Source organism: Microbulbifer sp. VAAF005, from assembly GCF_030012985.1.
Taxonomy (GTDB): domain Bacteria; phylum Pseudomonadota; class Gammaproteobacteria; order Pseudomonadales; family Cellvibrionaceae; genus Microbulbifer.
The window spans coordinates 4,384,411-4,403,448 of the sequence record NZ_CP120233.1 but is presented as its reverse complement, the minus strand read 5'-3'; the positions used below and the strand labels follow the sequence as shown (position 1 = coordinate 4,403,448).

The 19,038-nt window shown below is 45.4% G+C and carries 16 protein-coding genes and 1 pseudogene; 8 read left to right on the top strand and 9 right to left on the bottom strand.

The window, feature by feature from the left end; genetic code table 11:
• Positions 1–183 precede the first annotated feature (183 nt).
• Positions 184–1,227, top strand: coding sequence for an ABC transporter ATP-binding protein (locus P0078_RS19750; protein ID WP_282931605.1), 1,044 nt, complete (start codon positions 184–186; stop codon positions 1,225–1,227).
• Positions 1,228–1,233: 6 nt separating this feature from the next.
• Here P0078_RS19750 and P0078_RS19745 read toward each other — a convergent pair whose 3' ends face one another.
• Positions 1,234–2,919: an ABC transporter permease gene (locus P0078_RS19745; RefSeq protein WP_282931604.1), complete on the bottom strand. Its 1,686-nt coding sequence runs from the start codon at positions 2,917–2,919 to the stop codon at positions 1,234–1,236.
• 122 nt (positions 2,920–3,041) lie between these two features.
• Entirely contained in the window at positions 3,042–4,073 is a 1,032-nt protein-coding gene (locus P0078_RS19740) for a Fe(3+) ABC transporter substrate-binding protein (protein ID WP_282931603.1), read from the bottom strand.
• A gap of 149 nt (positions 4,074–4,222) precedes the next feature.
• Here P0078_RS19740 and P0078_RS19735 point away from each other — a divergent pair, with 149 nt between their 5' ends.
• The 3 genes from P0078_RS19735 (at position 4,223) to P0078_RS19725 (ending at position 6,710) form a co-directional block, all read left to right on the top strand.
• Positions 4,223–4,630: a hypothetical protein gene (locus tag P0078_RS19735; RefSeq protein WP_282931602.1), complete on the top strand. Its 408-nt coding sequence runs from the start codon at positions 4,223–4,225 to the stop codon at positions 4,628–4,630.
• 130 nt (positions 4,631–4,760) lie between these two features.
• Positions 4,761–5,027: a PepSY domain-containing protein gene (locus P0078_RS19730; RefSeq protein WP_282931601.1), complete on the top strand. Its 267-nt coding sequence runs from the start codon at positions 4,761–4,763 to the stop codon at positions 5,025–5,027.
• Positions 5,028–5,264: 237 nt separating this feature from the next.
• Positions 5,265–6,710: a coniferyl aldehyde dehydrogenase gene (locus tag P0078_RS19725; RefSeq protein ID WP_282931600.1), complete on the top strand. Its 1,446-nt coding sequence runs from the start codon at positions 5,265–5,267 to the stop codon at positions 6,708–6,710.
• Between the two features lie 548 nt (positions 6,711–7,258).
• Here the strand turns inward: P0078_RS19725 and P0078_RS19720 are convergent.
• The 6 genes from P0078_RS19720 to P0078_RS19695 form a co-directional block, all read right to left on the bottom strand.
• The gene (locus P0078_RS19720) at positions 7,259–8,257 is read right to left on the bottom strand and encodes an AraC family transcriptional regulator (RefSeq protein ID WP_282931599.1); all 999 of its coding nucleotides are present in this window, start codon (positions 8,255–8,257) and stop codon (positions 7,259–7,261) included.
• Positions 8,258–8,275: 18 nt separating this feature from the next.
• Positions 8,276–9,049: an SDR family NAD(P)-dependent oxidoreductase gene (locus P0078_RS19715; RefSeq protein WP_282931598.1), complete on the bottom strand. Its 774-nt coding sequence runs from the start codon at positions 9,047–9,049 to the stop codon at positions 8,276–8,278.
• 157 nt (positions 9,050–9,206) lie between these two features.
• Positions 9,207–9,809 carry a hypothetical protein gene (locus tag P0078_RS19710; protein ID WP_282931597.1) on the bottom strand — a complete coding sequence of 201 codons (603 nt, stop codon included), beginning with the start codon at positions 9,807–9,809 and terminating at the stop codon, positions 9,207–9,209.
• Between the two features lie 102 nt (positions 9,810–9,911).
• Positions 9,912–10,202, bottom strand: coding sequence for a zinc ribbon domain-containing protein (locus P0078_RS19705; RefSeq protein WP_282931596.1), 291 nt, complete (start codon positions 10,200–10,202; stop codon positions 9,912–9,914).
• 127 nt (positions 10,203–10,329) lie between these two features.
• Complete coding sequence (locus P0078_RS19700; RefSeq protein WP_282931595.1) at positions 10,330–10,758, bottom strand: hypothetical protein; 429 nt, start codon at positions 10,756–10,758, stop codon at positions 10,330–10,332.
• Between the two features lie 37 nt (positions 10,759–10,795).
• Positions 10,796–11,212: a PaaI family thioesterase gene (locus P0078_RS19695; RefSeq protein WP_282931594.1), complete on the bottom strand. Its 417-nt coding sequence runs from the start codon at positions 11,210–11,212 to the stop codon at positions 10,796–10,798.
• A 1,279-nt stretch (positions 11,213–12,491) separates the two neighbouring features.
• On the opposite strand from P0078_RS19695, the gene P0078_RS19690 reads away from it, so the two are divergent.
• The 4 genes and pseudogenes from P0078_RS19690 to sbnB all read left to right on the top strand — a co-directional run bounded on the left by P0078_RS19690 (position 12,492) and on the right by sbnB (position 17,023).
• The gene (locus tag P0078_RS19690) at positions 12,492–13,325 is read left to right on the top strand and encodes a formyltransferase family protein (RefSeq protein ID WP_282931593.1); all 834 of its coding nucleotides are present in this window, start codon (positions 12,492–12,494) and stop codon (positions 13,323–13,325) included.
• Positions 13,318–13,764, top strand: coding sequence for a LysE family translocator (locus P0078_RS19685; RefSeq protein ID WP_282931592.1), 447 nt, complete (start codon positions 13,318–13,320; stop codon positions 13,762–13,764). Before P0078_RS19690 ends, P0078_RS19685 begins: the two co-directional genes overlap by 8 nt.
• 1,261 nt (positions 13,765–15,025) lie before the next feature.
• Positions 15,026–16,002 (top strand): annotated as a pseudogene (gene sbnA, locus P0078_RS24675) (2,3-diaminopropionate biosynthesis protein SbnA).
• Between the two features lie 13 nt (positions 16,003–16,015).
• The gene (gene sbnB / locus P0078_RS19670) at positions 16,016–17,023 is read left to right on the top strand and encodes a 2,3-diaminopropionate biosynthesis protein SbnB (RefSeq protein WP_282931590.1); all 1,008 of its coding nucleotides are present in this window, start codon (positions 16,016–16,018) and stop codon (positions 17,021–17,023) included.
• Between the two features lie 335 nt (positions 17,024–17,358).
• Here sbnB and groL read toward each other — a convergent pair whose 3' ends face one another.
• Positions 17,359–18,999, bottom strand: a complete 1,641-nt coding sequence (groL, locus tag P0078_RS19665; RefSeq protein ID WP_282931589.1) for a chaperonin GroEL — start codon at positions 18,997–18,999, stop codon at positions 17,359–17,361.
• Positions 19,000–19,038: the final 39 nt, after the last annotated feature.

Sequence of the window (19,038 nt, the reverse complement as noted above, 5' to 3'; positions counted from 1 at the left end):
ACGCAGCTGTTTTGCCCTTCGGGGTTTGCAGAGTTATTCAGAGGCTCCTTAGCTATATCTTTCCCTCAGGCGCTGTTAAAATTAGCTTCTGATAGCTAAATTTAGATATTATCTGCTTACCGATTCCATCTTTAGCTCTGAAGCTTATTTGAAGTATCGAGAAAGCAAACTACCGGAAATCCCGTGCACCCCATACTCTCTATAGAAAATCTACAGTGCCGCTACGGTGAGCAGGTAGTTATCGAATCGGTCTCCTTTGCTTTACAGGCCGGGGAAATTGCCTGTTTGTTGGGCCCCAGCGGCTGTGGCAAGACAACACTGTTGCACGCCATCGCTGGTTTTCAACCGGTCGCGGCGGGGAGTATCCAGCTATCCGGGGAAGTGATTTCCTCCCGTGAGAAACAGATTCCCGCAGAGCAACGGAATATTGGGGTGGTATTTCAGGACTACGCCCTCTTCCCACACCTTACCGTTGAACAGAATATTGCCTTCGGTATCCAGTCAATGCCGAAAAGCAAGCGGCAATCCCGCACCCAGTCTTTGCTAAAGTTAGTGCGTCTGGAAGGCTTCGGGCAACAGTACCCACATCAGCTCTCTGGCGGTCAGCAGCAGCGTGTCGCTCTGGCTCGGGCACTGGCACCGCGCCCCAAGCTGTTACTCCTGGATGAACCCTTCTCCAACCTGGACACCGAGCTGCGCCGCAGTCTCGCCGCCGAAGTCCGCCATATACTGCGCGAAGAGAAGATCCCAGCGATTATTGTTACCCACGACCGCCACGAGGCCTTTATTGCCGGAGATAAGCTGGGAGTGCTCAGCCAAGGCCAATTACAGCAGTGGGACAGCCCACAGGACACTTATCAAACACCTAGAAATTTGGCAGTAGCAAGGATTGTCAGTGAAGGGAATATCATTTCCGGTACTGTTGTGGGCAATGGCCTGATCAGTACCCCTCTGGGGGAAGTGAAGGTGCCGACAGCTGCATACGAAAGTGGAGATCAGCTCGAACTGTTTGTGCGCAGTGAGGATATTGCCGCAGGCGAACATCCCGGTGCTGTGATGGCTCAGGTTGTGGAAAAGAATTTTCTCGGCAACCAGGTGAGCTATCGCTTTCAGCTAGCCGCAGGGGAAACTGTCGAGGCCGCTTTGAATGCAGATGTTCAAGCGGCTCCCGGAGATAAACTTCCCCTGCACCTTTCCTCTGCTCTGGTGTTTGACCAGGCCCAATAAAAGCTATCAGGACAGGGCGGGCGCTTCTGAGTCCGCCACGGCTGTGCGCTCCTCACCTCTGCGCCAACCAATGGAACGGCTTAGTAAAATCACCGGTATCAATCCCACCAGGACAATCAATAAAGCCCCCAGGGCCGAGCGTTCCAGCATCTCATCGGAAGCAAACTGGTAAACATAAGTCGCCAGGGTGTCAAAGCCAAAGGGGCGCAGTAACAAAGTCGCCGGCAGTTCTTTCATACAATCCACAAAGACCACCAAGCCACCCGTTAGTAGACCTGTACGCACCAAAGGTAGATGTACAGCCCACAGGGTTTGCCAGCTATTGCGTCCCAGTGAGCGGGCAGCGCGATCCATTGAAGGGGTTACTTTCTCCAGGCTGGATTCTATGGCCCCTGTGGACACTGCCAGGAAGCGCACCGTGTAGGCAAAAATAATGGCGAAAATACTGCCGCTTAACAGCAGCCCTATGGAGATATCAAAGTGTTCACGTAAAAAACCATCCACCGCATTATCAAAAGCGGCCAGGGGAATCAGGACACCAATCGCCAGTACTGCCCCAGGCATTGCATAACCCAGCTTGGAAAAGCCGACCAAGACTCGTACGGATCTTTTGGGTTGCAGTCGCTTACCGTAAGCCAACAGCAGGCCCAGCAGTACAGAGACCAGTGCCGCTGCGATTGACAGTAACAAGCTATTGCTGGCGATCTGTATAAAATCTTCGCTCCAGTAACTGGAGAAATTACTGAATGCATAACTTCCCAGAACCAGCAGGGGAATAATAAAACCAGCCACCAACAGTAACCCGCAGAACAACAGGGCTACACCGGATCGCCAGCCGCGCAATATATAGCGTTCACGCTGGGAATTTGGCGATTGTACAAAGTGCTTCTGTCTCGCCCGCCCCATTCGCTCCAGCGTAATTAACAGAACAACAAAAATCAGAGTGCTACAGGCAATTTGTGCCGCGCCTCCTAAATTACCGTGGCTCAACCAGGTATCGTAAATCCCGACACTCAAGGTGCGCACAGCAAAGAAGTCCACAGTTCCGAAATCATTCAGGGTTTCCATCAACACCAGTGATAAACCCACCGCAATTGCCGGGCGTGCCATTGGCAGGGAAACGCGCAAGAAGCTCTGCCAAGGCGTACAGCCCAATGACCGGCTCGCGGCACGTATACTGCCGCACTGCTCGATAAAGGCCGCTCGCGCGAGCATATAGACATAGGGGAAGAGCACCAGTGACAGCATGGCAATCGCCCCACCCATGCTGCGGATCTCCGGGAACCAGTAATCCCTGGCTGTCTGCCAACCAAACCAGGCGCGCAGGGACTTTTGCACAGGGCCCGCATATTCCAGCAAGTCCGTGTAAACGTAGGCAATCACATAGGCGGGAACAGCAAACGGCAATAACAGCCCCCACTCAAACAAACGACGCCCGGGGAACTGGCACATGCTCACCAGCCAGGCACTGCCCACGCCTGTTATCAGTGTTACCAAACCGACACCGCCAGCCAGAATCAATGTGGAGGACACATAGTGAAACAACACCGTGTCCACCAGGTGCGGCCAAATATTTTCTTCAGGGAAAAATGCCAACCAAAAAATGGATAGCACTGGCAGAGCTACCAGTAGGGAAATAGTAGCTACCAGTAGCAGCCAGCGGGAAGCTGATAAGTTGGCTCGGTTTAGCATGGATTAAGGAATCAAAAGCTCATTATAAAAGAACGGCCCTGGTCTCTCGACAGGGCCGTTCGAATAAGGCTGAGATAGTGCTGCCAGTTTATTCTGCAGCAATTCCCATTCAGTTAACCATTCTAAAAGTCAAAGCGTACTTCATCAACCATACGGGAAGCCGCTGGAACGTAGGAACCGATCTCCGTGAGACTCAGATCGTCTTCCTTAAACTCACCCATATACTCCTTAATCAACTCAGAGCGGGCAGTGCCAGGGCGTACCGGGAACTCAAAGTTTTTCTCAGCGTAAGAGTATTGAGCATCGGCGCCGCTGAGGAATTCCAGCAGCTTAACGGCATTTTCACGGTTGGGGGCGTGCTTGGTCAGCGCCGCACCGGAAATAAACATATGGGTACCGCGATCTTTCTGGTTAGGGAAGACCAGGTTTACAGACTTGGCCCAATCAACCTGCTCCGGCTGCTCCTTATTGGTAATCATTTTACCGAAGTAGTAGCTGTTACCCAGGGAAAGGTCGCAGACACCTTCGCTAATAGCTTTAACCTGAGCGCGGTCATTACCCTGGGGCTTGCGCGCCAGATTCGCTTTCACACCTTGCAGCCACTCTTTGGTTTCTGCTTCACCGTGATGGGCGATCATGGAGGCGATCAGGGACAGGGTATAGGGATGCTTGCCGCTACGAGTACAGATTCGGCCCTTCCACTTAGGGTCTACCAACTCTTCGTAGCGAGTAATTTCACCGGGCTTAACGCGGTCTTTGGAGGCGTAGATCAAACGCGCCCGGGTGGTCAGGCCGAACCAGTTGCCAGCCTTATCGCGAAATTGTGATGGGATATTGTCTTCCAGGATTTCACTGCTTACCGGTTGGGTCAGCTGCTTATTAAGCAGATCCATCAGGCTGCTGGTATTGGAAGTCAGGACCAGGTCAGCGGGGCTATTGCGCCCTTCCCTTTGCAAACGCTCGTTCAAGCCTTTGCTGGCGTAGACCACTTTGGCCTCAATACCGGTTTTTTCGGTGAACTCCTTTAAGATCGGCTCTATAAGGAAAGGCTGTCGGTAGGAGTAGATATTTACCTGCTCGGCCGCACTGGCACCCACAGCACCCAACAAGCCGGCTACAGCCAGCACTTTTTGAAATAGAGCTCTGGTAGACATTATCGTAGATCACCCTTGGATTAAACGAGAAACATTCTCATTTGATTTAATGGCAATGTCAATAAAAATACATATGACCTAAGGCGATAAGGCAAAGTCGTCAATTTCCTCCTATGCTTAGGCTTGATACCGCCACCCATAGAGGTCCCATGTACCGCTTTGGCCCTTTAATAGCACTGATCTTTGTCCTCTGCAGCTGTGGGGGCCCGAAGGACTCCAAGTCACCTGCAGCCCCTCCTGCAGATGAGTCGGCTACCAGCGCCATGAAGGAGCCCATTGCCCCACCGGGCAATGGAGCGGAAGCGGAAAAGAAAGCTGCAGCTATATGCACCCCGGAATGGTTTGCCTGGGTTCAACAGCAAGTGCTTGCCCAGCAAAATGGCGATATGGCGAAACTATACCCATCCGGTATGCCGACTACCGGTAGTGAGGAGTGGTTCACAGCCATCACCCGGCTCAGCGGAGCCAATACCAACGGTCTCAAACCCGGAGGCATGGAGTGGTGCGAGGCTATCCAGAAGCATCTTACCGAGGGCAGTCCACAAACCCCTTTATAAGTGCCTGGAGACCAAACGCAGACGCATCAGTTTTTATTTTACAGTTTGGAAATACCGATCGCTCGGTTAAGGGAAGATTTGATTCATAGGATACTGCGATTTAGCAAATAGACAGCGAGGTAATAGCACCATGCAGCCTATCAGCAAGTTGTTGCTGGCCTTTATCGCCGCAACAGCACTACCCTATGCACTCGCCAAAGAAAAGCCCCCACCCGGAGCTATGGCCCTTTCCACCGTATTGACCAAATTGGAACAGCAGGGCTACACCCCAATAGTTGAGGTCGATCTGGACAAGGGCAAGTGGAAGATTGAAGCCTATAAGGGTGACCAGAAGTACGACTTGCACGTAGACCCCAACTCTGCGGAAGTTTTGTCGGAAAAACCGGACAACGATTAAGGGTTACTGTCCTCATTCCGAACTATCCTGCCAGGGCCGGCCGCCAAAGCCGGCCCTAACCTATTCTGCTTGAACATTGCGATGTAATCCGCGCCATAAATTGCGATGGCAAAACAAACTTGGCCATACCCCGGATAAAATTTGTTCTCCGATCATCAAAGGAATTTACCGGATTGGTCAATCACTCCGATTCAATTTCGTTTAGTCTTTCTGAGATCAACGCCACAGGATAATAAAATGACAACACAAACCCTGACCCGGCAGGATGCAGACAAAGCGGTACTGCAAAATTATCTGGACAAACAGCGCAGTGCCTACCTGGCCAACCCGGCTCCCAGCTATCAGCAACGTGTGCAGGATCTTAGAACCCTTGCCCAGCTCCTGCGTGAACAGCAGGAATCCATTATCCAGGCGATCAGTAACGACTACGGCAATCGAGCCAGGGAAGAGATACTGCTCTACGATATCTACCCAGCGCTCTCCGGCATTAAAGAGACTATCAAGCGCCTAAAGAAGTGGATGAAACCCAGGGGGCGCCATACAGATTTTAAATCCTATCCCCTCTCTAAAAATCGTGTGGTCCCACAACCTCTGGGGGTAATTGGCGTCATAGTGCCGTGGAACTTCCCAATAAACTTAAGCTTTTCACCACTGACCAATATTTTCGCCGCAGGCAATCAGGCGATGGTCAAGATGTCCACCAACTCCAAGCACCTTGCAGAATTACTCAGTAAAGTCTGTGAACAATACTTCCCGGAAGAAAAGCTGGTTTTTATTCCCGATGCCGATGAAATAGGCCCGGTATTTTCCAGCCTTAAATTCGATCACTTAATCTTTACCGGCTCCAGTAATACCGGTCGTGCAGTAATGCGCTCCGCCGCAGAAAACCTAACTCCAGTCACATTGGAACTTGGTGGTAAATCACCGGCAATTGTTGGCCCGGATTACCCGGTTAAGAAAGCCGCCGAGCAACTAATTTACTGGAAGCTGGTAAACGCCGGGCAGATCTGTGTCAACGTGGATTATCTTTTCTTGCCGGAGGAGCATCTCGAAGAGTTTATCGAACACGCAAAACATTATGTTCAGAAGCGCTACCCCGACTTGGATGGCCAGGATTACACTTCTATTATCGACGACACATCTTACCAGCGAATCTGGGCAACCCTGGATGATGCCAAGGCTAAGGGTGCTAATGCCATAGATTTAAGTGCTGTCAAATTGGATAGGGACAATAAACTGCGAAAATTCCCTCCGCATATCCTGACCAACGTAGACGGCGAGATGCTGGCAATGCAGCGTGAGATTTTTGGCCCTCTATTGCCGATTATCACTTACTCCAAGCCAGAGGAAGTTATTGATTATATTAATGCTCGCCCCAGACCCCTGGCGATTTACCCTTACACTCACGACAAAACCTTACAAGATTTATATATCAACAAAGTAATGTCTGGGGGCGTGTCGGTAAATAATTGTGTACTGCACGTTGGCCAGCACGATATTCCATTTGGCGGCGTTGGTGAAAGCGGTATGGGCCACTACCATGGCTACGAGGGATTTTTGACCTTCTCTAAACTTCGTCCCATCTTCTATCAGGGCCCAATCGATCTATTAAAATTACTGCGGCCTCCCTATGGCAAACTCTCAACCCGTGTTATCGATTTTATGCTAAAGCTTACACGCTAGGCTCCCTAGGTCCGGCAATATCTGTTGCCGGGCCATTCACTGCTATAATCGCGCTCAGGTAAGATCGAAATCACTACAGCCCGCTGGCACTGCGATAATCCCTAGTCCAAACTAATACTATGGCTTGTTAGCAGTATGGAGCCGTAGATGATTTTTCTTACCGCCATAGCTTTGGTTGGCAATCTCACTAACCCAATCCCCCCGGCCTCGATCCCAATAAACCCGCCCCCATCTACGACAGCCCCGACCTTTACGGAGCAGAACCTTCGGTCATTGCCTTGGACTTATCCACTATTAAAGCGAAACTGCATGGTCTAGGGTTCAACCCCATCACGCATATCGAATTTGTGGGCGGAAGATGGAAAATCCAGGCGGTCTACGGAGGAGAATTGAGGGCCCTGGAAGTGAATCCGGACAACGGAATAATTATTGCTGACCGACCAGCCAATTAATCGCTGTTTAAATGTTAAAACTAAACCTCTAAGTCCAAACTGGTCACAAAAATTTACAGTGATATGCAAACATTGGTTTTAAACTAAGGGATCTATTCAGTGAATAGAGTCCCGGTATTGCAATGGTGTCATTCCTTTCCAGCCCCGGTAGGCCCGAATAAATGAATTGGGCTCTTTAAATCCTAGCATAAAAGAAATCTCCCCCAGATGAAGGCTGGATTTCGCGAGGTAGTGATCAGCCAAACTTGATCTAACTCCCTGCAATACTGTCTGGAAGGATTGATTTTCCTCCCCCAGTTTCCGCTGTAAAGTCCTTTTACTGATAGCCAAGCGTTCAGACACTGCTTCGACAGAACTCTTACCGGCCGGTAGTAACTCCATCAATACTGAACCTACCCGCTCTCCCATTGTGGCTTCGCTATCCAGATCCTTGAGCTGTTGACTCAATTTACCTTCAAAGAAATCCCACATAGGGGCATTGGCGGTCAGAAATGGCTTTTGTGCATCTTGCGCTGAGAAACAAATTCTCACCCGGTCTGACTGCTTAATTGAACAACCAAAAAACTTCCGATAAGGCGTTTGATCTTCAGGCAGCTGCGGTAGTGCCAATTCCAATGGTTGAATTTCCTCCCGGGTTCCCAACCGAGCCAGGCGGATATAGAAAATTAATTCGCTCAGGCCCAAAGCTTCAGGAATATTTCCATCACTTCCATAGCACTCTAAATTGAGCTTGGTGTACTCATCAGTAATATCCAAGTGCAATTCCATGGGACCGATCAGTGGTTTGTATTGCTGTATCCGCAGTAGAGCTTGATTCAGATTTGCACTGCACAGGCTCGCAAATATGGGAGGGTCAAACGACTCAGCCGAAAGGTGCTCCGCCAGTAAAAGTGGTAGTGGCCGATCCTTAGAGGCCCGATCAATACCACACCAAAAACGGAAATATTCCACCGGAGTGAGTGTCACAGTCTCCCGCTGTAACAAATCCGCAGGTAACCCGGCATAGGCAAGAGCCAGCGCTGTATCGATATTCATATCGTGTAATATCAACTTCCAGCTGGGAGGTACCAGGAATTTCGCTGCACGTTTGATCATTACCGGACCTGCCTGCAATTAAGACTTTTCCATCGTCTGACGGGAAAACTTCAGTACCATTTTACGGGGCAGTAAAGGCATTATCCAATTCAGAAACAACTTGAGCCGTGCCTCATTAAAAGCAACCAGATCTCCCCGCTCCATTGCCTGATAGCCACATCTGGCAACAGACTCAGCCGAACGGGCATTTTTCCAAATATCGACACCCTGAAGATCACCAGCGGCCACAAACCCTGTTGCAACAGCACCGGGGCACAAAGCCGTTACTGTTACACCTGTGCCTTTCAACTCTTCCGCCAGTGCCTGGCTAAATGAAGTTACATAGGCTTTAGTTGCGTAGTAAACCGCCTGTAAAGGGCCGGGAATAAAAGAGGCTGTAGATGAAACATTAAGAATATGTCCACTATTGCTGCCAACCATCCCCTTTAAATACAGGTGGGTGAGATTGGTAAGGGAAACCATATTCACCTGCATCATACCCTGCTCAGCTTCCAAATCCCTCTGATGGAAAAGACCATGACCACCAAAACCCGCATTGTTAATTAGAGTGCCAATCTCCACACCCTCACTTTGGGTTCGTTCAAAAATTCTCTGCGCGGACATGGGGTCAGAAAGGTCCTCGGCAATAACCATTGCCTGGATACCAAACTCCTTCTCCAGCTGCTGTTTGAGTGCTGAAAGCTTCCCTTCAGACCGGGCAACCAGAACCAAGTTGCCACCCTTAGATGCATGTATCCTGGCCAGCTCAAGGCCTATGCCACCAGAGGCCCCAGTAATAAGTGCCGTTTCCATCTATCTGTCTCCCAAGCGTTAATCTTGAAATCAGTATATGATCAGAAGGCGCCAACTAAGAATCCGATGATGCCAAGTGACTATCCAATCGTGACATTATTGATTAGTAGAGCGTCGGTCTTAGAGTCAGATTATTTAAAAGAAAGAGGTTTTATCACTACTTCCTCTTACCAATAACTAAGGTATTGTCTTCGATGAAGTAGCTGGGAACATCTAAGTCAGCAATGTACCAGGATTGACTCCTACCATTGAGGTCAAAGATCATATACTTCTCCCAACCCTCCCACTCACTCTCAACACACTGTAGCGCCCCAGCTAAGTCCTGCCCCTCAATAGAAACACCCTCTGACAAATACGTAAATTCAGAACATGGGATTATCGAGCGATAGTAATCACGCTCGGCTAGCCTAGGTACACCATCCTCAGAGTTCACTTGAAGCATAAACACTTTTATTTCATGATCTAGTCGCTCCTGAGCTTTAGGTGGCTGCTTTCCATATTTTTCAGGTTCAACTAAAACATCAAGTTGCTCTAGAACTTCATCTCTTGGCTTAACAATAATTAAACGATACCACGACCAATCTAGGGAGATCATGCTATCTTCTCTAATATCATCAAGATCTATATATAAAAAATATTCCCTATCTGCTACTGAGTTTGGAAACAAGGATAAGAAAAGTGGAGAACCACCAAGAGCAATACCTGTAATCACAAGAAAACCCATGCAGCCCCACAAAATCTTTTTTCGAAACCCATCCATAGCCGACATCCGTAAGTCCTGCTTTTAAAAAAACCAGAAAGCTAGGTTTGTAGTTCAGTAAAGAACTTAAAAAACTCTAATCTAAAAACCTTCTCGCCTCTATCAACCACCAAAGTGGCTAGATACTAGCAAATCTTTTCCACACCAATAGCAGTTGGCCCTTTGTTTTCTCACCTTATGGCCACAAGAAGGGCACTCTTTCAGGTTACCAGTGGATATTTTTCCATCGCGCTTACCATCTCGCAGATCAATCTGCCCCATTTTTTCAATAAGTTCGGCCTCGGTTACCCCTAACTTTTCCGATAGAAGCTCCCACATTACCTGATTCGCCAACACTAATGTATCTATACGTCCCTGAATATCACCGACTTCCAGTTCCAGGTTAGCGGCCATCTGCTTTGCATTTTGAGCTCGATATCTCGCATCATCGATTTCTCGCTGCTGAAATTAATCCCAAATAGTGTCTAGCATTTATTTCACCTCACTTTACAAATCAGGAAAAATTGGATCAGATCTGCATTTACGATTTTCGTTTAATCAAAATTATAAACAGATATATCAAACCAAATAGTGTCCCAAACGGAAAAAAGCTAATCCAAATCAGTGATAGTATTAAAGAATACCAGAACAACCACTTAGCTCGAAAAGACGATAAAAACAAAGCAGTACAGGAAATCAACAAGCCTGGACCAGACAATAGGCCTCCTATAGCAAAATTAGAGAGGGATTGACTCATCATGCCTGCCATTACTTCAGGGGATGTATCAAGTGATTGGGCGATCTGAAAAGTTTCCCAAAAACTCAACATCCCCAAATGAAAGAAGACAATAATCGGGGTTTGAAGAACAGCGCCCAATATAGAAAGAACGCTCCCCAACTTAACCCGCTTCTTCCCCTCCGGGCAAAGCTCACTTTCCGGGGAGCTATATATGCTATGTTCAAAACTCATTCTTACCTCAGAAAACATCACATCCTTCATCAAGGATTTATAAATTGTGTCCCTTTATTAAAGCGGTAGCGGTTGCCCTAGCAATAAGCTTCCCCTCTTGAAGAAGCTCTCCTTCCAGAAAGCAGACAGTTCCACCTCTAGATACAACTCTGCCCACACCCTCAACTGGTCCCACTTTAGCTGGCCGAACAAATTGAGTCTTTAGCTCTAGTGTCGGAGCAAACTGACCAATATTCAGTGAAAATACCAATGCAGGACCCATTACGTCGTCGAGCATTGCACATAGAAACCCACCCTGTATTGTTCCCGCAGGATTTAAGAATGACTCACTGGCAAAAAATCGGGCTTTGATCTCCATTTTTTCACGTGAATAGCTTATTAACTCAAATCCCAGAGTTTTCGCACACTCAGGTACTGTCAGATCTCCTGACTCTACCATTTCGTAGATATCCATATTTCCCCACTTGGCTCTTTTGTCTCAACTCAAGCCCACTAAAAAGCTGCGGCAGAAGCGTTTACAACTCGGTGTAAACTGGTTATTCTGAAAAAAAATAAAACCTAGATGCCAACATAAGTGTCCCCCCTGCCCGCTAGAAATCCTAGTGGCTCAAGTAATTTAGAACTTTTCTTGGACGAATGTTTATTCGGAACACTACATCATCAATACGGCTTTTGGGTATCTTGCCAATTTTTATACCTTTCGGGAAGAAACGTCTCAGTAGATCATTTGTATTTATGTGATGTCCCCACCCCACTTCAGATTTGACGCACCAACATCGAAGTTTTACTCGAACAAACCTGGAGCCACTGGTAGATAATGTTTTGAGCAGGTTGCGGCCTTAAATCTCTTGGCTGCTTTGACTTATAGCCCCTGTCGACGCAAACTGATAGCAACTGTTTTTTGATTATATTTATTCCCCTGCCCCCCTGCCAGGTGAGTCGCTCGGCTACTCTTTTTGACTATAAAGCTCTACTGTACCAAGTCATCACGCTGCATTCGGTATTACTGACACTTAGAGTGAGTAGCCGGTCTTCACACCCAATCATAAAACCCGCTACGAGATACATCCAACACCTTGGCTATCGTCTCAATATGAACGCTTACCCGTACTTTTGTATAAAGGCGTACCTAATTCCAGGCTCTTTGCAAAGTACACTGCGGCCTTTTTAAACATTGCCGGTTCTTACGATTGCTCAGCTAACTGGCGCTTAAGACCGGCATTCTCTGCAGCTAACTCTTTTTCGGCAGCTTCTTGACACTAATATAACTTAGCCTCACTTCACTACCCATAAATCTGGGAAGAATGCAGCCTTAGCTATTTAGCGGCAACGCGTACACCGGCATTGGCCACAACATAGTGCTAGTTTATCTTTTCTATACTCCTCCCAGTATTGATTTCGAGTTGTTTTGGTTGATTTACTTTATCGTGTCATAGGGCACCTCTTCTGCATAGTTGATAGCTTAAGAGAGCGTCCGCAGGATCACTCCTCTATACCGAGCATGTCCGTTGTTATGACAACTCAGAAAGTACTAAGTCTGAAATCCACAGTAATGAGCGAAAAATAGTCACGCGAACAACCCGCAGCGAAAAAAATCAATTAATCATACAATTTTAAGTGAAAATCTTGCATTTATAGTTATTTTTATTCAGTTAACCCTTGACAAAGAATGATTTCGCATATAACTTCTTCCCGCATGTCAGGGTAGACAATGTATATCGTTTAGGGAATAAATGAGTAATTTCTATATCGTTACAGAAGCTTTATTTCACACATCTTTTTTAGTCAACTCAGCGGTTGAAAACCTAGAAAAGTCAGGTAAATACGACAAATTTATTTTTATAATTAGAAATAAAAATGGATTATCAAAAAGAGATTTAGATCACGCACACAAAAGATCAAATTTCAGCTGCAAAAGTTCTCAAATTGAAGCTATAAACAAAGCTTATAAGGGTGTTAGTTCTGCGGAAAGAGAACTATTAAAACTTTACGATATCCCGCAGTTACACTGCTTAAGTGGGAACCACATAATAGAATCCCAAGACTTAAACTCGGATAACTTAAGAGTAAAATTAGAGAAAGACACTTCAGATAAAAGAGCTGGAATATTTTTGGATTGCATCCTATCTCCTTGGTGGATAGATATTTTTTCAGGCAGAGTAGTCAATGCACATACTGCTATTCTGCCTTTTGCAAAAGGAATGCACGCAATTGAGCAGTATATCCTTGAATCTAGTATCGAAGGAGTCGAAAATACTGCCGGCGCTACTATCCACTACATTGATAGCGGTGTAGATACCGGAAACATAATAAAAACTAAAAAATTAAATAGGGTCTGGTCGCACTCCTCAATAAGCCATATAAAAGCTGAAAGTTACCTTCTCGCATTTAAATTGCTAATTGAGTATGCTCTTGAGGATAATTCATTTTGTATAAATGATGCGTACAAGCAGGACAATATTGGGAAAGAATTTTATTCAAAACACTATTCTCAAGAAACAGCTATCCGCTCTAATGAAAGATTCTTAAAGCTAAAGCACAATGAACTGGAGATAAGTAATGAGTGAAATTAATTATCTTCTTTTTATATCAACTTCCATTATAATAAATGCTATTCCAGGACCAGATGTAGTTTTTGTTATTAGTAATTATAAGTATCGAGGTTGGATAGCTGCAACCCTTAGTATTGTTGGACTTGCCTTGGGTTATCTTTTCCATGTGATTATAACTTACATAGGTGTTTCAGCTATTATTGCAAGCACCCCTTTATTGTTTAACGCTCTTAAATATTTGGGGTGCATATACCTTATTTGGTTGGGCGGAAGTATAGTGCTTGATGCCTTTAACTCAAAAAAGGGGATTGCTCGAAAAAATCCGGTCGCCTCTACGGAGAAATGGAAATATTTAACACAAGGTCTTTTAACGAGTGTATTAAACCCCAAAGTAGGTATTTTTTTCTCGCATTTATACCCCAGTTCATACCGGAGTCACCAGACAGTGAAATAAGCATTCTGATACTAGGTGCACTGTTTTGTGCAGGAGCAACATTCTTTAATTTTCTCTATTGCTTTCTTAGCTCTTTAGTTAAGGTATCCACAAGTCAAAGCAGCTTCACTCAAAGTGTACCAGGTTATCTTTTAATCGGCGTAGGCATATACATGGCTTTTTAGAGACGACTACCAGCCATATAGGATATCCTGAATAATTGATTTCGATCTACCATATAGACCTCCTGTAATGAAGAGAACTCAAAAGAACGTTATTAGAGATATAGTTGAAGGACTTTAATTGCAATCACTCATTCACTTACATGAGAGCTGATTGTCGGAGCTCGATAAATTTTTTATTTAACAAATTTAACTCATAAGGTGCTCAGCAAAATTATTAGATAGTACAACTGACAAAAATTACTTTTGCAAAAAAAGCATAAAGTTATTTGCGCTTAAGGAGTCAGAAGATGTATAAGATTTAGGCTCTAAAAAAGGCTGCCCCTCACATTATTTGTCGGCAGCAGTAGATTAAAGATTATACCCAACCTACTAGATAGGTCGGTATTTAAAACTATCAGCGTAAAGCTTTATTGTTAACTAAGCGACGAAGATGCTCAAACAGTCAATTAATGCGAGAAGCCCCCACTAGAGAAATCACCCAATAAACGTTATATAAACACTCATTGGGAGCGGCAAATAGTTTATAAACAACAGGGGGAGCTGAAAGAAAGATTAAAATCTTATTCTATCCTGTGATTTATCCGCACAGGTCAACCTAACCAGAACTGAGAAAACTAACAGAATTATGTCTAGGCAATAGGCAATTTACCGCACCCCTTAAATGTTAAATTATATCCATAGAGAACCATAAGACAGAAATAGCTACGAAGAACCTTGAAAGCTTCGCTCCAAAAGGACCAATATCGAGATAAATTACACATCCTCATACAAGCGCCAATATTGATGCATCTGCAATCAACACTAATTTATATTGCATAACATACAAGCCCACTATGAAACGTTAAAAATTACATAAATCAATAAGATAATGAGGACTTATTTAGCCACCCCAAAGTAAAGCCCATTTATGTGAAGCCATAAAACAACGAGAAAAACCTAAACTTATTAACCCAAACAATATATACCACTGCCATATCACAGCAGTAGAACCAAAGAGAAATCATGTATGATTTTAGCAGCTAAATTATAAGAAAAATATAAACACAGCGCTTGAGAGGGAACTAAATTTTTGTGTAATTATGTAAAAAGGAAGTTTTATGATATATAACAGCGCCTCAGAATTAGTCTTTGATGATATTTTTCTAAAAAACTCAGATATTATTCAACATGCAAATCTTTACCTAAAATTAGAGGGATTTTCACTAGGCGGATCTATAAAAATCAAACCTGCTTTAAAAATGATGACACGCCTTAAACTAGAAGGGAAGCTGAGCACAAACTCAACCATTATAGAAAGCTCATCAGGCAATCTAGGAATTGCACTTAGCATTGTTTGCGCAATAAGAGGTTACCCTTTTATATGTGTTGCTGACCCGAACATTTTACCAACTTCTGAGAATCTAATTAAAGCTTATGGAGGAGAAATAATAAAAGTCACTAAAAAAGATTCTAACGGCGGTTATTTGAAATCAAGAATTGATAAAATTCAAGAAATGTGCAATGAGGACAACTCTCTTGTATGGGTAAATCAATATCAAAATACTGATAACATTGAAGCCCATTATTTAAATACAGCGCGTAGCATAGCAACGCACTTTCCCAATTTGGATTATTTGTTTATTGGAGCGGGAACCACCGGAACTTTAGGGGGGTTAGTCAATACATATCTGAATATATACCAAATGTGAAGATTATAGCAATAGACTCCGAAGGTTCTGTTACATTTGGGGGCAGCCCTGGGAAACGGTATATTCCTGGCCTAGGTACAAGTGTGGAGCCTCCAATTAGCGAAAGATCAATATATGATAAATTAGTTAGAGTTCCTGAAAAAAACACAATAGAGATGTGCCACAGAATGGCTAGAAAAGGCATTTTACTCGGTGGGTCTTCTGGCACCGTTTTAGCCGGAATAGAGAGCTGTAAAGATAAAATTCCTAACGATGCAAATATTGTCGCTATATCTCCTGACTTCGGTGAGCGATATATCAATACGCTGTATAACCCTCAATGGGTAAAATCTAATTTTTATATATCCGATGATTTTTGGCTAGAAAAAGTTAAAGCGGCATCCTAAAAAGAGAAATACCATGATGACAAGAAGTTTTAAAATATTAGGTGCAGACACCATTCAAAAATGGCTAGGCACTCACAACCAAGAAATTATAGAAACTGTAAAAAGAACATATAAATCATTCAAAAATGGTAATACTATTTGCCCTGACAGCTACTTTTTAAAGTTTCCCTCTTCACCGGAAAATAGAATTATTGCCTTGCCAGCCTCCATTCAAGATGAGGATAAAGTTTCAGGAATTAAGTGGATTGCAAGTTACCCAGAAAACGTCAACAACGAGTTAGACAGGGCATCTGCCACTATTACTCTTAACTGTGGCAATACAGGATACCCCATTGCCTGCCTGGAAGGCTCACTAATCTCAGCATCTCGTACGGCTGCATCCGCAATTTTAGGCGCCACCTATCTTCATCCAACAAAAGGCCATATAAAGAATCTATCCATTGTGGGAGCCGGCCTCATAGCTAAGACAATTGTATCCTTGTTTCACTCCTTAGACTGGAAAATTGAAAAGCTAAACATAGTAGACTTATCAAAGGGTAGAGCAAAACATTTTGAAAAGAAATTTTCAAATCATAAGACCACAGTGAGCACAGATATATCTACGATAGTTGAATCAGATATGATTGTATTTACTACCTCAGCTATTAACCCGTATGTAGATGATATGGAGCTTTTTTCAATGAATCCAACAATTTTGCATATGTCATTACGCGACATAAGTCCTAGCATAATATGCAAAAGTCAAAACTTCACAGACAATACAGATCATGCAGTTAAGGCAAACACTTCATTACATTTAGCTGAACAATTAATAGGGAATAGGCTTTTTATTTCTGGAGATATTGTAGACTTAATAGACCATTCGGTAGAAATTGACTATAGGAAGCCAAGAATATACTCACCATTTGGAATGGGAATATTAGATATAGCAGTTGGCTACGAGATTTATAAGAGCGCAAGTAAAGCTGATATGATTAGTTGTGATAACTTCTTCCCTCAACCTTACACAACACCTGCATAATATATCTTTAAGCACGCCGAAATCCCTACAAGGCACCTCTAAGAATTCGGAGATAAATTGACGAAATATTAGGGTGCTATTTTATAATTGAGTTTTAGTAATCCAATTAAGTTTCTCTAAAAAACTGACAACTCGTCTAACTCAGAGCGTGTTGCAGCGAAGCCCTGAGAAGCTGTTTTATACTTACCCAATTTATACATATCGATTTAAGAGCCTGTGGACACCTCTCAAACTGCAAGCTTTAATCACATAGTCAGTCCCCAGTAACCCACTTCCCACAAGGCAAAAAAAAGCCCCGCAATTGCGGGGCTTTTTAGATAGGCTTTAAGGCCGGCTTACATCATGCCGCCCATACCGCCCATGCCACCCATACCGCTCATGTCAGGAGCAGCCGGCTTGTCTTCCGGAATCTCTGCAACCATGGCTTCGGTGGTGATCATCAGGCCAGCGATAGAGGCTGCCGCTTGCAGAGCAGAGCGGGTTACTTTAGCTGGGTCCAGGATACCCATTTCCAGCATATCGCCGTACTCACCAGTAGCAGCGTTGTAACCGAAGTTGCCTTCGCCTTGCTTGATCTTGTCAACAACTACGGAAGCTTCGTCGCCAGCGTTGGAAACGATTTGACGCAGAGGCATTTCCATAGCGCGCAGGGCTGCTGCGATGCCGTGGTTCTGGTCTTCGTTGTCGCCAGTTACAGAAATAACCTGGGTAGCGCGAACCAGAGCGGTACCACCGCCAGGTACTACGCCTTCCTCTACTGCGGCGCGGGTAGCGTGCAGCGCGTCTTCAACGCGGGCTTTCTTCTCTTTCATTTCCACTTCAGTAGCGGCGCCTACTTTGATTACCGCAACACCGCCAGCCAGCTTGGCTACGCGCTCTTGCAGCTTCTCTTTGTCGTAGTCGGAAGAGGACTCTTCGATCTGTGCACGGATCTGGCTAACGCGAGCTTCGATGTCTTTAACATTGCCAGCGCCGTCAACGATTACAGTGTTTTCTTTGGACAGGGTTACGCGCTTAGCAGTACCCAGGTGCTCCAGAGTGGTACCTTCCAGCTCCAGGCCAACTTCTTCAGAAATCACGGTGCCGCCAGTCAGGATAGCGATGTCCTGTAGCATGGCTTTACGACGGTCGCCGAAACCAGGTGCTTTAACAGCAGCAACTTTAACAATGCCGCGCATGCTGTTTACAACCAGAGTTGCCAGCGCTTCGCCTTCTACGTCTTCAGCGATAATCAGCAGCGGCTTGGAAGCTTTAGCTACTTGCTCCAGCAGGGGCAGCAGGTCGCGGATGTTGGAGATTTTCTTGTCTACCAGCAGGATGAACGGGCTGTCCAGCTCGGCAGTCATGTTCTCTTGGTTGGTGATGAAGTAAGGAGACAGGTAGCCGCGATCGAACTGCATACCTTCTACTACGTCCAGCTCGTTTTCCAGGCCAGAACCTTCTTCAACAGTGATAACGCCTTCTTTGCCAACTTTTTCCATGGCTTCAGCGATGATGGTACCAACGCTCTCGTCGCTGTTAGCGGAGATAGTACCTACCTGAGCGATAGACTTGGTGTCAGCACAAGGAGTGGACAGGCCAGCAATGTGGTCAACAGCTGCGGTTACCGCTTTGTCGATGCCGCGCTTCAGGTCCATTGGGTTGAAGCCAGCGGCTACGGATTTCAGACCTTCGGTTACGATAGCCTGGGCCAGAACGGTAGCGGTGGTGGTGCCGTCACCAGCGGTGTCAGAAGCTTTGGAAGCAACTTCTTTAACCATCTGTGCGCCCATGTTTTCGAACTTGTCGCTCAGCTCGATTTCTTTCGCTACGGAAACACCGTCTTTGGTTACGGTAGGAGCGCCGAAGGACTTGTCCAGAACTACGTTGCGGCCTTTAGGACCCAGAGTAGTTTTTACAGCGTCTGCCAGGATATTTACGCCTTTCAGCATTTTCTGACGAGCGTCGTCACCAAAAATTACGTCTTTAGCTGCCATGATTCTTATTCCTCAAATTCTTTTTGCGAGTAAAGTTAA

Coding starts and splice junctions, on each gene's coding strand:
- P0078_RS19745 (WP_282931604.1), bottom strand. CDS start 2,919: ATGCTAAACCGAGCCAACTTATCAGCTTCCCGCTGGCTGCTACTGGTA.
- P0078_RS19740 (WP_282931603.1), bottom strand. CDS start 4,073: ATGTCTACCAGAGCTCTATTTCAAAAAGTGCTGGCTGTAGCCGGCTTG.
- P0078_RS19735 (WP_282931602.1), top strand. CDS start 4,223: ATGTACCGCTTTGGCCCTTTAATAGCACTGATCTTTGTCCTCTGCAGC.
- P0078_RS19730 (WP_282931601.1), top strand. CDS start 4,761: ATGCAGCCTATCAGCAAGTTGTTGCTGGCCTTTATCGCCGCAACAGCA.
- P0078_RS19725 (WP_282931600.1), top strand. CDS start 5,265: ATGACAACACAAACCCTGACCCGGCAGGATGCAGACAAAGCGGTACTG.
- P0078_RS19720 (WP_282931599.1), bottom strand. CDS start 8,257: ATGATCAAACGTGCAGCGAAATTCCTGGTACCTCCCAGCTGGAAGTTG.
- P0078_RS19715 (WP_282931598.1), bottom strand. CDS start 9,049: ATGGAAACGGCACTTATTACTGGGGCCTCTGGTGGCATAGGCCTTGAG.
- P0078_RS19710 (WP_282931597.1), bottom strand. CDS start 9,809: ATGGATGGGTTTCGAAAAAAGATTTTGTGGGGCTGCATGGGTTTTCTT.
- P0078_RS19705 (WP_282931596.1), bottom strand. CDS start 10,202: ATGGCCGCTAACCTGGAACTGGAAGTCGGTGATATTCAGGGACGTATA.
- P0078_RS19700 (WP_282931595.1), bottom strand. CDS start 10,758: ATGAGTTTTGAACATAGCATATATAGCTCCCCGGAAAGTGAGCTTTGC.
- P0078_RS19695 (WP_282931594.1), bottom strand. CDS start 11,212: ATGGATATCTACGAAATGGTAGAGTCAGGAGATCTGACAGTACCTGAG.
- P0078_RS19690 (WP_282931593.1), top strand. CDS start 12,492: ATGAGTAATTTCTATATCGTTACAGAAGCTTTATTTCACACATCTTTT.
- P0078_RS19685 (WP_282931592.1), top strand. CDS start 13,318: ATGAGTGAAATTAATTATCTTCTTTTTATATCAACTTCCATTATAATA.
- sbnB (WP_282931590.1), top strand. CDS start 16,016: ATGATGACAAGAAGTTTTAAAATATTAGGTGCAGACACCATTCAAAAA.
- groL (WP_282931589.1), bottom strand. CDS start 18,999: ATGGCAGCTAAAGACGTAATTTTTGGTGACGACGCTCGTCAGAAAATG.